The sequence below is a fragment of the Pseudomonas weihenstephanensis genome, assembly GCF_001043055.1.
Lineage (GTDB): Bacteria > Pseudomonadota > Gammaproteobacteria > Pseudomonadales > Pseudomonadaceae > Aquipseudomonas > Aquipseudomonas weihenstephanensis.
The window spans coordinates 234,467-247,257 of record NZ_JYLF01000003.1 but is presented as its reverse complement, the minus strand read 5'-3'; the positions used below and the strand labels follow the sequence as shown (position 1 = coordinate 247,257).

Sequence of the window (12,791 nt, the reverse complement as noted above, 5' to 3'; positions counted from 1 at the left end):
CACTCAGAGTGGTTGAAACGGGTAACATAATAACGTCTCTCTCAAAGATCGTCGCCGCCCATGCCTATTACGCCGCTTGCCAGCCGTCCTCACGACCATTCCCATTGCGTTCACAGCGCCCTCAGCGAGGCCGATACCTTGTGCGCGCAAAAGGGCCTGCGCCTGACCGCGCTGCGCAAGCGTGTCCTGGAACTGGTGTGGCAGAGCCACAAACCGCTGGGCGCCTATGACATTCTGGCCGTGCTCAGCGAACAGGACGGGCGCCGCGCCGCGCCGCCGACCGTTTATCGGGCACTGGACTTCCTGCTGGAAAACGGCCTGGTGCATCGCATTTCGTCACTCAATGCGTTTGTGGGGTGCAGCCATCCTGAGCACCCGCATCAGGGTCAATTCCTGATTTGCCGCACCTGCCACGCGGCCATTGAACTTGAACAAAAGTCCATCAGTGACGCCATCGTCAACAGCGCACGCGATGTCGGCTTTACTGTCGAAGGCCAGACCGTCGAAGTGGTCGGGCTTTGTTCGGGTTGCCGGGAGGCCTGATGAGCACTGCGTTGATTCGTCTTGAACACGTCACCGTGACGTACTCCGGGCAAAACGTGCTGGACAATATCGAGCTAACGGTTGAGCCGGGCCAGATCGTGACTCTGATTGGCCCCAACGGCGCCGGTAAGACCACATTGGTCAAGGCGGTGCTCGGGTTGCTGAAACCGACGAGCGGTAGCGTATGGCGCAAACCCAAACTGCGCGTGGGTTACATGCCGCAAAAGCTGCACGTTGACCCGACGCTGCCCTTGTCGGTGCTGCGTTTTTTGCGACTGGTGCCAGGCGTTGATCGCGATCAAGCCTTGGACGCACTCAAAGAAGTGGGTGCCGAGAAGGTCATCGATAGCCCGGTGCAAAGTGTCTCGGGTGGCGAGATGCAGCGTGTCCTGCTGGCCCGCGCCTTGTTGCGCAAACCCGAACTGCTGGTGCTCGACGAACCGGTGCAAGGCGTCGACGTAGCAGGCCAGTCCGAGCTGTACGCGCTCATCACCCGCCTGCGTGATCGTCATGGCTGCGGCGTGTTAATGGTGTCTCACGACCTGCATCTGGTCATGAGCACCACCGACCAGGTGGTGTGCCTCAACCGCCATGTCTGCTGCTCGGGCCACCCGGAACAGGTCAGCGGCGACCCTGCATTCGTTGAGCTATTCGGCAAAAACGCACAAAGCCTGGCGATTTATCACCACCATCACGACCACGCCCATGACTTGCATGGCTCGGTGGTCAACGAAGGTGCCACACCGGCACCGGCACACGTTCATGGAGAAGGCTGCAAGCATGGCTGATTTTCTGTTTTACGCCCTGCTGGCAGGTTTGGCGTTGGCGGTGGTCGCAGGCCCACTGGGCTCATTCGTGGTGTGGCGCCGCATGGCCTACTTCGGCGACACGTTGTCCCATGCCGCCCTGCTGGGCGTCGCCCTGGGCTTTTTGCTGGACATCAGCCCCACCATTGCCGTGACCGTCGGTTGCCTGCTGTTGGCCATCTTGCTGGTCACGTTGCAGCAACGTCAGCCACTGGCTTCCGACACGCTGCTCGGAATTCTCGCACCCAGCACCTTGTCCCTCGGGCTGGTCGTACTAAGCTTCATGCATGAAGTGCGGATCGACCTCATGGCCTACCTGTTTGGCGACCTGCTGGCGATCAGCCCCACAGACCTGATGTGGATCATCGGCGGCAGCGCCGCCGTACTGGCGCTATTGGTCGCATTGTGGCGACCGCTGCTGGCCATTACAGTGCACGAGGAGCTGGCCACCGTTGAAGGCTTGCCGGTTGCCGCATTGCGCATGACCCTGATGCTGTTGATTGCCGTCGTGATTGCGGTCGCGATGAAAATCGTCGGGGTGCTGTTGATTACCTCGCTGCTGATTATCCCGGCGGCCGCTGCGCAACGTCACGCCCGTTCACCTGAACAGATGGCGTTGGGCGCCAGTTTGCTGGGGATAGTGGCCGTGTGTGGTGGCCTGGCGTTGTCATGGTTCAAAGACACGCCCGCCGGGCCGTCAATTGTGGTGTGTGCCGCTGCACTGTTTCTGCTGAGTTTTGTTCTGCCCCGTCGAGGGGTGTAGACTTGCTCGTTTTTTGCGCACTTAGAGAGCCGCAGGAATGAAGCTGTTCAACTATCGATATAGGCTCCTGGCCGCATTTTGTGTGCTGCTGGGTGCTTGCCAAAGCACACCGACTGCCGACCAGATCGCGCAGCAACAACGTGCTGCGGCCATCGCTCAGCTGGAGCAAAACCTGGCCAGCAGCGAACTTGCCACCGCCGAAGACGAATTGGCGACCTTGCAAGCCCAAACCCCGGACGACCCGCAGTGGGTGCAGTACCAGCGCCAATTGGCTGAAGCCTACTTGCAACGCAGCCAGATCTTCCTGCAAAAGGGCGATGTGAATGCAGCCGCCACGGCGCTCAGCCGTGCCCGCACCTTGATGCCCAAGGCGCCTGCACTGACCAGCGGCGTCAACAGTGCCATTGCCCATGCACGCAAGGCCGAACTGGACAAAGCCGAAGCCGCCCTGAAGGCTGCCGAAGCGCGCCCACCGGCCAAAGTCATCGATCCCGCCGCCGAAAGCACCACGGTGGCGTTGAACATCGCCGATATTAAGAAACTTCGCCATCAACTGGACTTGATCGCGCAAGATATCGTCAATTACCAATGTGGCGTCACCTTGCAGGTGCCGCGCACGGCTGACTACCCTTGGCTGGCCACGCTGATCAGCAAACGCGTTAAAAAGCTCAACCCGGATTTCGACCTCAAGCTTGAACGCCAGATCGTGCGCCACGTACCGGCGCAAATGGTGCTGATCCCCAGCAAACCCTAAATCCGCGCGCCCCGTCAGGTCCTGCGGGTGGCCGCAGGTTGCGATCTTTTGATCGATCGCAGCCTGCCCCCTCCGTTAAACAGTGCTACATCACGCCGGAATCGCCTTAGCCTTCGGCTCCCGCGCCCATACCCGATGCTGGCCAATGGCGGCAAAGAACGCTTTAACGTCCTTGGCGTCCTTGAGCACCAACAACCCTTCATCCGCCTGCACATGCAGCACGTCCAGGAGCTGGCTGGCTTCGCCGTGCAAGGCAATCGCCTTCAAGTGTTTGTAGGCTTCCAGCAAATAATGCAAAGCCACCCCGTCGCCGCTGAGCGCCTTGATTGAGGCCGCACCGCCCGGCACATACACCGCGTCAAACGCCACCGAAGGCAAACCTTCCATCGACGCATCCACAGGCAACAACTTGCCTTCGGCCGTTTTCACTGGCGCCGAAGTCGGCCCCAGTAATTTGGCGTGCGCGCCCTCTGCCGCCAGCGCCTGTTTGATGGCCTCAATCGCCGCACCATCAACACCGTTGGCCGCCAGAATCGCCACTTTTCGGGTTTTGATATTGCCCGGCAACAAGTTGACCTGGCTCAACGCGGGCGACTGACTGAGGCTGGTTTTGCGTGCGGCTACCGTGCCCGCCTTGGGTGCAGGCAGCCCGAGGTTGTCGGCCACACGCTTGGCCAACTCAAGATCCATGTTGGCCAGAATCTCATTCACTTGGCGTGCCCGAATGTGCTCACGCTCGACCTTGCCCAACTCAAAGCTGTACGCCGAGATGATGTGCTCTTGTTCATGCTTGCTCATGCTGTGGAAAAAAAGCCGCGCTTGCGAAAAATGATCGCTGAACGAGTCGCTGCGCTGGCGAATTTTGTTCGCATCAATGCGTTCCGGGTAGCTTTCAAACCCCCCATCGCGTGCAGCCGGCGGTGTTTCTTTCGGCCAGCCACCATCAATGGAGTTCGGCTCGTAAGATGCCCGACCGGTATGAATCGTGCTGCGATGTTGCGCATCGCGCTGGTTGTTATGGAAGGGCGCTACCGGGCGATTAATGGGTATCTCATGAAAGTTGGGCCCGCCCAGACGGCTGATCTGCGTATCGGTGTAGGAAAACAGTCGACCTTGCAGCAACGGGTCGTTGGAAAAGTCGATCCCCGGCACGATATGACCGGGGCAGAAGGCGACCTGCTCGGTCTCGGCAAAGTAATTGTCGGGGTTGCGGTTGAGCACCATCTTGCCCAGCGGGGTGATCGGCACCAACTCTTCGGGGATCAACTTGGTAGGGTCAAGGATGTCGAACTCGAACTTATGCTCGTCCGCCTCGCTAATGATCTGTACCCCCAACTCCCATTCCGGGTAATCGCCGACTTCAATCGAGTCCCATAGGTCGCGGCGATGGAAGTCGGTGTCCTTGCCTGCGAGTTTTTGCGCTTCATCCCACACCAGCGAACAGGTGCCCGCGCTGGGGCGCCAATGGAATTTGACGAAATTGGACGTACCCTCAGCATTGATCAGCCGAAAGGTATGGACGCCGAAGCCCTGCATGCTGCGCAGGCTTTTGGGAATGGCCCGGTCAGACATCGCCCAAATCACCATGTGCGCAGACTCTGGCACCAGCGACACAAAGTCCCAGAAGGTGTCATGCGCCGAACCGCCTGTAGGAATCTCGTTATGCGGCTCAGGCTTTACGGCATGTACAAAGTCAGGAAACTTGATCGCATCCTGAATGAAGAACACCGGCATATTGTTGCCGACCAGGTCGAAGTTGCCTTCGTCGGTGAAAAACTTCACAGCAAACCCGCGGACATCGCGCACGGTATCGCCGGAGCCGCGCGGCCCCTGCACGGTCGAAAAACGCACAAATACAGGCGTCTTTTTGCTCGGATCTTGCAGGAATCCTGCTTTGGTCAACGCCGAATGCGCTTCGTAGGTCTGAAAGTAGCCATGTGCGCCGGTGCCACGGGCATGCACGATGCGCTCAGGAATGCGCTCATGGTCAAAATGCGTGATCTTCTCGCGCATGATGAAGTCTTCCAGCAACGAAGGGCCTCTGGCGCCCACTTTGAGGGTGTTTTGGTTGTCTGCAATCTTCACCCCCTGGTTGGTGCGCAGCGCTTGATCGGTCGCGTCGTCACGAAAAGGTTGGAGGCTGTCGAGTTTGACGTTCGTGTTGCCACGATCCAAGGTGTCGGTTCCGGCCATCTGGCTCTTGTTCGAAGACGGTTTTTTGCTGCTCATCAGACTAAACTCCTTGTTGGCAAAAGCCCCATTGGCCGGGCTTTGTAGACAAATGTCCCGAGACGGGAAGTGAGTTGCTCCACTAGTGACTGGCGGCCCTTGGCAGCGTTCCTTTTTTCTGACCTTTGATCGTCTTATTGCCAAATCAAAGGTTCGCGCACAAATAAATGCTAAGAACCTCTATACGGACAGGCTAAAATGCGCGCCCGGCTTACCGCTGATCTTCTTTTTACGCGCCCCACAAGGTTCGCTACGTGATTGAGTTTCATAACGTTCATAAAACTTACCGGGTCGCCGGTAAGGACATTCCCGCGCTGCACTCCACCAGTTTGCGTGTCGAGAGCGGCCAGGTGTTTGGCCTGATTGGCCACTCCGGCGCGGGCAAAAGTACATTGCTGCGCCTGATCAACCGCCTCGAAACACCGAGCGGTGGCCAGATCATCGTCGACAACGAAGACGTCACTGCGATGGACGCCAACGGCCTGCGCCGTTTCCGTCAGCAGGTGGGCATGATCTTCCAGCACTTCAACCTGCTGGCCTCCAAGACGGTGGCTGACAACGTGGCGCTGCCGCTGACGCTGGCTGGCGAACTGTCGCGCAGTGAGATCGAGCAGCGCGTCGCTGAACTGCTGGCCCGTGTCGGCCTGGCTGACCACGCCAAAAAGTACCCGGCGCAACTCTCGGGCGGCCAAAAACAACGGGTGGGGATTGCCCGCGCCCTGGCCACCAAGCCCAAAGTGCTGCTGTGTGACGAAGCCACCAGCGCCCTCGACCCGCAAACCACGGCCTCGGTGCTGCAATTGCTGGCCGAAATCAACCGCGAGTTGAAGTTGACCATCGTCCTGATCACCCACGAGATGGACGTGATTCGTCGCGTGTGTGATGTGGTCGCGGTCATGGATGCGGGCAAGATCGTGGAGCAAGGCCCGGTGGCCGATGTGTTCTTGCACCCCAAGCACCCGACCACCCGGCGTTTTGTGCAGGAAGACGAGCAAGTCGACGAAAGCGAACAGCGCGACGACTTCGCTCACGTGCCTGGCCGCATCGTGCGCCTGACCTTCCAGGGCGAAGCCACCTACGCACCTTTGCTGGGCACCATCGCCCGTGAAACCGGTGTGGACTACAGCATCCTAGCTGGCCGCATCGACCGCATCAAAGACACCCCTTATGGGCAACTGACCCTCGCCATCACCGGTGGCGACATGGACGCTGCTTTCGCGCGCTTCACCGCCGCCGACGTCCATATGGAGGTGCTGCGCTAATGGAAACCCTCTTGAGCTTCTTCTCTAATATCGACTGGTACGAAATCTGGTTGGCCACTGGCGACACCATGATCATGCTCGGCGGCTCGCTGCTGTTCACGGTGCTGCTCGGTTTGCCGCTGGGCATCCTGTTGTTCCTGTGCAGCCCGCGCCAGTTGCTCGAACAAAAGACCCTGTATGCAGGCCTGTCGTTTGTGGTGAACATTCTGCGCTCGCTGCCGTTCATCATTTTGCTGGTGGTCATGATCCCGTTCACCGTGCTGATTACCGGCACCTCACTGGGTGTGGCAGGCGCGATTCCGCCACTGGTGGTGGGCGCCACGCCGTTCTTTGCGCGGCTGGTTGAAACGGCCTTTCGTGAAGTGGACCGTGGCATCATCGAAGCCACTCAGGCAATGGGCGCCAACACGCGTCAGATCATTACCAATGCGTTGTTGCCCGAAGCACGCCCCGGCATCTTTGCTGCGATTACGGTGACCGCCATTACGCTGGTGGGCTACACCGCGATGGCAGGCGTTGTTGGCGCAGGTGGCTTGGGCGACTTGGCCATCCGCTTCGGCTACCAGCGCTTTCAACCTGACGTGATGATTGTCACGGTGGTGCTGTTGCTGATTCTGGTGCAAATTCTGCAAACCGTTGGCGATCGGCTGGTGGTGCACTTTTCGCGCAAGTAAGCGCGACCTCTCGTTAATAAACGTAACCGCCAGCTTCGCGGCTGGCAGGCACCTGAAGTCAGGTGTTCACAAGGAGTTGCTGAATGAAGAAGTTATTTGCTGCTGTGGCCGCTGTAGCGGCGTTTTCGGCACAAGCCGACACGTTGACCGTGGCGGCTTCGCCCGTGCCGCACGCCGAGATTCTGGAGTTTGTGAAACCCGCGCTGGCCAAAGAAGGCGTGGACTTGAAGGTTAAGGTGTTCACTGACTACATCCAGCCAAACGTACAAGTGGCCGAAAAGCGCCTGGACGCCAACTTCTTTCAGCATCAGCCGTACCTGGATGAATTCAACAAGGCCAAAGGCACGCAACTGGTCAGCGTGGCCAGTGTTCACCTTGAGCCACTGGGTGCTTACTCCGCCAAACACAAGAAGCTGGACGAGCTGCCAAGCGGCGCTAACGTGGTGATCCCCAACGATGCCACCAACGGCGGCCGTGCGCTGTTGCTGCTGGACAAGGCGGGCCTGATCAAGCTCAAAGACTCGACCAACATTCTGTCCACCCTCAAAGACATCACCGAAAACCCGAAAAACCTGAAGTTCCGCGAACTGGAAGCCGCCACCATCCCGCGCGTGCTGACCCAGGTTGACTTGGCGCTGATCAACACCAACTACGCGCTGGAAGCCAAGCTGAACCCGGAAAAAGACGCGCTGGTGATCGAAGGCAGCGACTCGCCTTACGTGAACATTTTGGTGGCTCGCCCGGACGACAAAGACTCGGCAGACATGAAAAAGCTGGTTGCCGCACTGCACACGCCTGAAGTGAAAGCCTTCATTCTTGAGAAATACAAAGGCGCCATCGTCCCGGCGTTCTAAGCACTGCCCCTAGAAGCGGGTGCAGGTTGCGAGCAGTTGATTTTAAAAGCTCGCAGCCTGCGCCAGCGCCTACAGACACTTTTACCCCCACTTACTTCCTCTCAACCAACCCCGGCAACTGGGCAACCATCTTTTGGTTGTTGAACGGTGCGCGGATGAAACCTCGCTGGGTGCCGTCCGGACCAATCAGCGCCAAATTGCCGCTGTGATCGACCGTGTAGTTCGGCTTGCTGGTGTCCGCCGGAATAAACGGGATGCTCACCGCGTTGGCCAACGTTTGCAGCGCCTCAATGGAGCCGGGCGTCAGGCCCACAAACTGCGGGTCGAAGTAGCCCAGGTACTGCTTGAGCTGCTGCGGCGTATCGCGATTGGGGTCGACGCTGACCAGCACGATTTGCAGTTTGTCCTGCACCTCTTTAGGTAATTCACTTTTGATCTGACGCAGCTGGGCCAGGGTGGTCGGGCAGATGTCCGGGCAGAAGGTGTAGCCAAAGAACAGCAGGCTCCACTTGTCTTTCAGCTCATTCATCACCACCGGCTGGCCGTCCTGGTTGGTCATTTTCACGTCCGGCAGTTGGCGACTCTGAGGCAGCAAGATGATCCCCGCATCGATCAGCGTGGTGTTGTCGGCCTGACCTTTGCCCGACATGATTTTGTTAAACGTCAGGCCCATGACCAATGCCACCAGCGCAACGAGGATATAGACGGTTTTTTGAGTTTTAGTCATAGGTTCAACACTAAGTAGTGGTCGACAAGCAGCGCGATGAACAACGCAAACAGGTAGCAAATAGAGTACTTGAAGGTGTTGATCGCGGCGTGCGGCAGGGTGCCACGGTACAGCACCCACGCCCAATGCAGAAAGCGTGCGCCCAACCCGAGTGCACAGGCCAGATAGAGCACGCCGCTCATGTGAATCACAAACGGCAGCAAGCTCACGGCCAGCAGCATGCAGGTGTACAGCAGGATGTGGACTTTGGTGTAGTGCTCGCCGTGGGTCACGGGCAGCATCGGGATGTCGGCCTTGGCGTATTCAGCCTTGCGGTGAATGGCCAACGCCCAAAAGTGCGGCGGGGTCCAGGCAAAGATGATCAGCACCAGCAGCAGCGGTTCGGCACTGATATGCCCGGTCACGGCAACCCAACCCAACAGCGGTGGCGCAGCCCCGGCCAGCCCGCCAATCACAATGTTCTGCGGCGTGGCGCGCTTGAGAAAGCCGGTGTAGATCACCGCATAGCCCAGCAAAGACGCCAGCGTCAGCCAAGCCGCCAGTGCGTTGGTGAACACCAGTAACAACGCCAGCCCACAGACTGCCAGCAACAGGGCAAACGCCAACGCCGACGCAGCAGACACGCGCCCCTGCGCCAGCGGGCGCTGCTGAGTGCGCGCCATCAGCGCATCAATGCGCCGGTCCACCACATGGTTAACGGCCGCTGCGCCGCCCGCGCACAAGCCGATGCCCAGGTTGCCGAACACCAGCACCGTCCACGGCACACCTGCGCGCGTGGCGAGAAACATGCCCACCAGCGAGGTGATGAGCATCAACACCACCACCTTGGGCTTGGTCAGTTCCAGATAATCACGCCACAACGCCTGACGCGGCCGTTCGCCAAGCAAGGTCGTCATGGCAGTTCTCCTTTGAGCAGGATCGGGCTGGGGGCCGGACGCCGGGGGCTGAAACGCCAACGGGCCAGACGTGGGGCTTTAACCCTGACCAGCGCCGTGCGCGCGTGGTAATTAACCAGCACCAGCGTCAGCAGCAACGCTGCGCCACCCGCGTTATGTGCCACTGCGACGGCCAGCGGCAAACCGAACAGCACATTACTCAGGCCCAGGCAGATTTGGAGCGCCAGCGCTGACAGCAGCAACCCCGCCAGACGCGTCATGCCCACGCGGCGTAATTGCCAGGCCAGCCCCAGCAGTACCAGCGTCAGTAACAGTGCGCCCAGGCGATGGGTGAGATGAATCGCGGTACGGGCATCGCTGTCCAACTGGCCGCCCAAGTAATTGGGACCAATGTGTTGGGTAAGATGAAAACCGTTTGCAAAGTCGGCGTCTGGCCACCACTGACCGTGGCAGGTCGGCAAATCGACGCAGGCCACCGCCGCGTAATTGGAACTGACCCAACCGCCCAGTGCGATTTGCACAATGGCCAACACCAGCCCGGCCGTTGCCCAGCGCTGTAAGCGCCGAGGCACGGCGAGGGCGGGCAACACGCCGGACAAACGCAACGTCAGTAAAAACAGCAGGCTCAGGGTCGCAAAACCGCCGAGTAAATGCCCCGTCACCACCTGCGGCCACAGCTTGAGCGTGACCGTCCACATGCCAAACGCAGCCTGTGCCAGCACCACCCATAGAATGAACACCGGTAACTTGAGTGGCTGGTCGGCCACATGCCGTTGGCGCCAGGCACGCGCCGCCAGCAGGGCAATCACTAACGCCAAGGTGCCCGCAAAATAGCGATGCACCATCTCACTCCAGCCTTTTTCGACGTGCACGGGGGTGTCTGGAAAGTGCAGCTCGGCATGGGCCAACTGCGCGTCCGTGTTGGGCACGCTGATAAAGCCATAGCATCCGGGCCAGTCCGGGCAACCCAGGCCTGCGTGGGTCAGGCGGGTATAAGCACCGAGCAATACCACCACCAGCGCCAGCAGGGTGGCAAACAACGCGAGGCGAAATCCGGCTTTGGCCATGGCGGTATTCCTATCCGATGTTGGACAGTTTCAACAGGTGGCGCAGGTCGTTGAGCACGTCCTTGCCTTTCACCCGTGGGTCGTAGCGCAGCACTAAATTGCCGTGAGGGTCGATGATCCACAGTTGCGCGGCGCCATTGCCTTGCGCGCCCTGTGTATAACTCGGCAGGTCCAGCGGGTAGCGCTGAAGTTGCGGGTATTCACGTTGCAGCAGAGCCGCGTAGTCATCCGCCAGCGGTTGGGCCATTGCCAACGCATGGGTCGCGCGTGAGGCATCGCGCCCCAGCCCCACTTGAATCTGTCGCGCCAGGTACACCAGTTGCTGGCAGTCCACGGCGCACGTGCGCGGCGCCGTCACCAGCAATTGCCAGCGTGACTCCTGTGTTTGCACACCCAGCGCGGCGCGGCCCTGACCATTGCCAATCATTTCACCGTGATAGCTGCGGCTGTCGGGCACCCAGAACTTGAGCTTGTACATACCCGTGGCCAATACCATCGGGCCAAGGGTCAGCAACAGGATAAGGAGCAGTTGCAATCGCCCGCGCCGCCGTGAAGCAGATGCCTGAGTGCGAGCCGTATCAGGCGGATTGATGGCCGTTCCCATGGCGTTTCTCCTGCGCGTTATGCCAACCGAGGTACAGATAAAGACCGCAAAGGGCCAACGCCATAGCGAACCATTGCACGGCATAGGCAGTGTGTTTTTCCGGGCCCATGCCCGTGGCAATCACCGACCAGTCGGCTTGATACGCCACAGGCCCTGGCTGAATACGAATTTCCTCTGCACTACCTGATCGTCCCAATTCGGCCCACAACCTGGCCGGGAATACGGCGGTTATCAGGCGCGGCCAGTGGGCGTGCGTCGGATCGGCGTGCAATTGGAACGGCGCACCGGGTGACGCATACACCCAGCCTTCAAGTTCCAGCAGTTGATCGGGGGTGCTGAACACAGGCGGTGTACGCCGACTCGGCCACTCGATCCAGCCACGATTGAGCAACAGCCATTGACCGCTGGCCAGGTCCTGAAACGGTTGCAACAGCTCTACACCGACCTTGCCGTCCCGTATGCGGTTGTCCAGCAACAGGCTGTGTTGCGCATCCAGATGACCGCGCAAGTGCACCCGTCGAAACGCCGGCTCAGGGCTGTTCAGCAATTGCTCCACGCTGAGCGGTGCAGCGTTGCGGTGTTGGGCATAGGTGTCGAGCAACTGGCGCTTTTGCTCTGCGCGCTGGAGTTGCCAAAACCCCAGCAACACCAACATGGGCAACAGCATAGCCACCACCAACGTGGGCACCAGACCTGGGCGAAAGGCCGTCATGACCGGCCGCTTACAACACGTAAACAAACAGGAACAACGCCACCCACACTGCATCTACAAAGTGCCAGTACCAGCTCGCCGCCTGGAATCCGAACTGGTGCTCGGCATTAAAATGCCCGCGCACAATGCGAATCAGCATCACCAGCAAAATCAGGGTGCCGATGGTCACGTGAGCGCCGTGAAAACCCGTGAGCATAAAGAACGTCGCGCCATATACACCCGAACCCAGCGTCAGCCCCAGCTCTTGATAGGCGTGGATATATTCCTCGGCCTGAAAGCCCAAAAACGCGACCCCCAACAGCACCGTCAGACCCAGCCACACTTTCAATGCCCCGCGCTGGCCTTTGTTCAACGCGTGATGAGCGAGGGTCAGGGTCACGCTGGAACTGACCAGCAGCACCGTATTGAGCAGCGGCAAGCCCCACGGGTTGATGATGTCTTTGGGCGCGGGGTAGAGGACCGGATCGGGGCTGTGCAACAGCGGCCAGGCAAACTGGAAATTGGGCCACAGCATATGCGCCACCGCCTTGCTGCCTTCGCCGCCCAACCAGGGACCCGAAAAGTGACGCACATAAAACAGCGCGCCAAAGAAGGCGGCAAAAAACATCACTTCCGAAAAAATAAACCAGGTCATGCCCCAGCGAAACGAGCGGTCCAGTTGTGGGCTGTACAGCCCGGCGCGGCTTTCTTTGATCACCGCCCCGAACCAGCCAACCATCATGTAAGCCACCAGCAGACTGCCGACAAAGAAAATCAACGGGCCATGGGACTCGGGACGCGTGGCCTTGAGGTCGTTGAACCATGTGGCCAGGCCGCAGACCGTCACCAACAGGCCGATGGTGGCAATGATCGGCCACTTGCTTTGAGCCGGGACGTAGTAGTGATCAGGGGTTGCCATGG

At 59.5% G+C, this 12,791-nt stretch carries 14 protein-coding genes; 7 read left to right on the top strand and 7 right to left on the bottom strand.

Going from position 1 to position 12,791, the window contains the following annotated elements:
• Positions 1 to 60 precede the first annotated feature (60 nt).
• From TU86_RS08745 to TU86_RS08730, 4 genes are read left to right on the top strand one after another with little or no spacing between them, the layout of a single operon-like run.
• On the top strand, positions 61 to 543 hold the full coding sequence (locus TU86_RS08745; RefSeq protein ID WP_048363903.1) for a Fur family transcriptional regulator: 483 nt from the start codon (positions 61 to 63) through the stop codon (positions 541 to 543).
• Entirely contained in the window at positions 543 to 1,331 is a 789-nt protein-coding gene (znuC, locus tag TU86_RS08740) for a zinc ABC transporter ATP-binding protein ZnuC (RefSeq protein WP_048363902.1), read from the top strand. Before TU86_RS08745 ends, znuC begins: the two co-directional genes overlap by 1 nt.
• Positions 1,324 to 2,112, top strand: coding sequence for a zinc ABC transporter permease subunit ZnuB (gene znuB, locus TU86_RS08735; protein WP_048363901.1), 789 nt, complete (start codon positions 1,324 to 1,326; stop codon positions 2,110 to 2,112). The genes znuC and znuB overlap by 8 nt, the downstream gene beginning before the upstream one ends.
• 37 nt (positions 2,113 to 2,149) lie before the next feature.
• A complete protein-coding gene (locus tag TU86_RS08730; RefSeq protein WP_048363900.1) occupies positions 2,150 to 2,866 on the top strand; it encodes a PA5502 family lipoprotein in 717 nt (238 codons plus the stop codon).
• Positions 2,867 to 2,956: 90 nt separating this feature from the next.
• Here the strand turns inward: TU86_RS08730 and katE are convergent, their stop codons facing one another.
• Positions 2,957 to 5,149 (bottom strand): catalase HPII, encoded by a 2,193-nt coding sequence (gene katE, locus TU86_RS08725; protein WP_082152879.1) that lies wholly within the window; start codon positions 5,147 to 5,149, stop codon positions 2,957 to 2,959.
• A gap of 200 nt (positions 5,150 to 5,349) precedes the next feature.
• Between katE and TU86_RS08720 the strand changes: the two genes are divergently transcribed.
• The 3 genes from TU86_RS08720 (at position 5,350) to TU86_RS08710 (ending at position 7,885) form a co-directional block, all read left to right on the top strand.
• Positions 5,350 to 6,357 (top strand): methionine ABC transporter ATP-binding protein, encoded by a 1,008-nt coding sequence (locus tag TU86_RS08720; RefSeq protein WP_048363898.1) that lies wholly within the window; start codon positions 5,350 to 5,352, stop codon positions 6,355 to 6,357.
• The gene (locus TU86_RS08715) at positions 6,357 to 7,031 is read left to right on the top strand and encodes a methionine ABC transporter permease (RefSeq protein WP_048363897.1); all 675 of its coding nucleotides are present in this window, start codon (positions 6,357 to 6,359) and stop codon (positions 7,029 to 7,031) included. Before TU86_RS08720 ends, TU86_RS08715 begins: the two co-directional genes overlap by 1 nt.
• An 83-nt stretch (positions 7,032 to 7,114) precedes the next feature.
• On the top strand, positions 7,115 to 7,885 hold the full coding sequence (locus TU86_RS08710) for a MetQ/NlpA family ABC transporter substrate-binding protein (RefSeq protein WP_048363896.1): 771 nt from the start codon (positions 7,115 to 7,117) through the stop codon (positions 7,883 to 7,885).
• Between the two features lie 91 nt (positions 7,886 to 7,976).
• Here the strand turns inward: TU86_RS08710 and TU86_RS08705 are convergent, their stop codons facing one another.
• From TU86_RS08705 to TU86_RS08680, 6 genes are read right to left on the bottom strand one after another with little or no spacing between them, the layout of a single operon-like run.
• Positions 7,977 to 8,612 carry an SCO family protein gene (locus TU86_RS08705; RefSeq protein ID WP_048363895.1) on the bottom strand — a complete coding sequence of 212 codons (636 nt, stop codon included), beginning with the start codon at positions 8,610 to 8,612 and terminating at the stop codon, positions 7,977 to 7,979.
• Positions 8,609 to 9,508 (bottom strand): heme o synthase, encoded by a 900-nt coding sequence (cyoE, locus tag TU86_RS08700; RefSeq protein WP_048363894.1) that lies wholly within the window; start codon positions 9,506 to 9,508, stop codon positions 8,609 to 8,611. Before cyoE ends, TU86_RS08705 begins: the two co-directional genes overlap by 4 nt.
• Positions 9,505 to 10,575: a COX15/CtaA family protein gene (locus TU86_RS08695; protein WP_048363893.1), complete on the bottom strand. Its 1,071-nt coding sequence runs from the start codon at positions 10,573 to 10,575 to the stop codon at positions 9,505 to 9,507. Before TU86_RS08695 ends, cyoE begins: the two co-directional genes overlap by 4 nt.
• A 10-nt stretch (positions 10,576 to 10,585) precedes the next feature.
• Entirely contained in the window at positions 10,586 to 11,179 is a 594-nt protein-coding gene (locus TU86_RS08690) for a hypothetical protein (protein ID WP_048363892.1), read from the bottom strand.
• Positions 11,154 to 11,891 carry an SURF1 family protein gene (locus tag TU86_RS08685; RefSeq protein WP_048363891.1) on the bottom strand — a complete coding sequence of 246 codons (738 nt, stop codon included), beginning with the start codon at positions 11,889 to 11,891 and terminating at the stop codon, positions 11,154 to 11,156. The genes TU86_RS08690 and TU86_RS08685 overlap by 26 nt, the downstream gene beginning before the upstream one ends.
• A gap of 10 nt (positions 11,892 to 11,901) precedes the next feature.
• Positions 11,902 to 12,789 carry a cytochrome c oxidase subunit 3 gene (locus tag TU86_RS08680; RefSeq protein ID WP_048363890.1) on the bottom strand — a complete coding sequence of 296 codons (888 nt, stop codon included), beginning with the start codon at positions 12,787 to 12,789 and terminating at the stop codon, positions 11,902 to 11,904.
• Between the last annotated feature and the right edge of the window lie 2 nt (positions 12,790 to 12,791).

Coding starts and splice junctions, on each gene's coding strand:
- TU86_RS08745 (WP_048363903.1), top strand. CDS start 61: ATGCCTATTACGCCGCTTGCCAGCCGTCCTCACGACCATTCCCATTGC.
- znuC (WP_048363902.1), top strand. CDS start 543: ATGAGCACTGCGTTGATTCGTCTTGAACACGTCACCGTGACGTACTCC.
- znuB (WP_048363901.1), top strand. CDS start 1,324: ATGGCTGATTTTCTGTTTTACGCCCTGCTGGCAGGTTTGGCGTTGGCG.
- TU86_RS08730 (WP_048363900.1), top strand. CDS start 2,150: ATGAAGCTGTTCAACTATCGATATAGGCTCCTGGCCGCATTTTGTGTG.
- TU86_RS08715 (WP_048363897.1), top strand. CDS start 6,357: ATGGAAACCCTCTTGAGCTTCTTCTCTAATATCGACTGGTACGAAATC.
- TU86_RS08710 (WP_048363896.1), top strand. CDS start 7,115: ATGAAGAAGTTATTTGCTGCTGTGGCCGCTGTAGCGGCGTTTTCGGCA.
- TU86_RS08705 (WP_048363895.1), bottom strand. CDS start 8,612: ATGACTAAAACTCAAAAAACCGTCTATATCCTCGTTGCGCTGGTGGCA.
- cyoE (WP_048363894.1), bottom strand. CDS start 9,508: ATGACGACCTTGCTTGGCGAACGGCCGCGTCAGGCGTTGTGGCGTGAT.
- TU86_RS08695 (WP_048363893.1), bottom strand. CDS start 10,575: ATGGCCAAAGCCGGATTTCGCCTCGCGTTGTTTGCCACCCTGCTGGCG.
- TU86_RS08690 (WP_048363892.1), bottom strand. CDS start 11,179: ATGGGAACGGCCATCAATCCGCCTGATACGGCTCGCACTCAGGCATCT.
- TU86_RS08685 (WP_048363891.1), bottom strand. CDS start 11,891: ATGACGGCCTTTCGCCCAGGTCTGGTGCCCACGTTGGTGGTGGCTATG.
- TU86_RS08680 (WP_048363890.1), bottom strand. CDS start 12,789: ATGGCAACCCCTGATCACTACTACGTCCCGGCTCAAAGCAAGTGGCCG.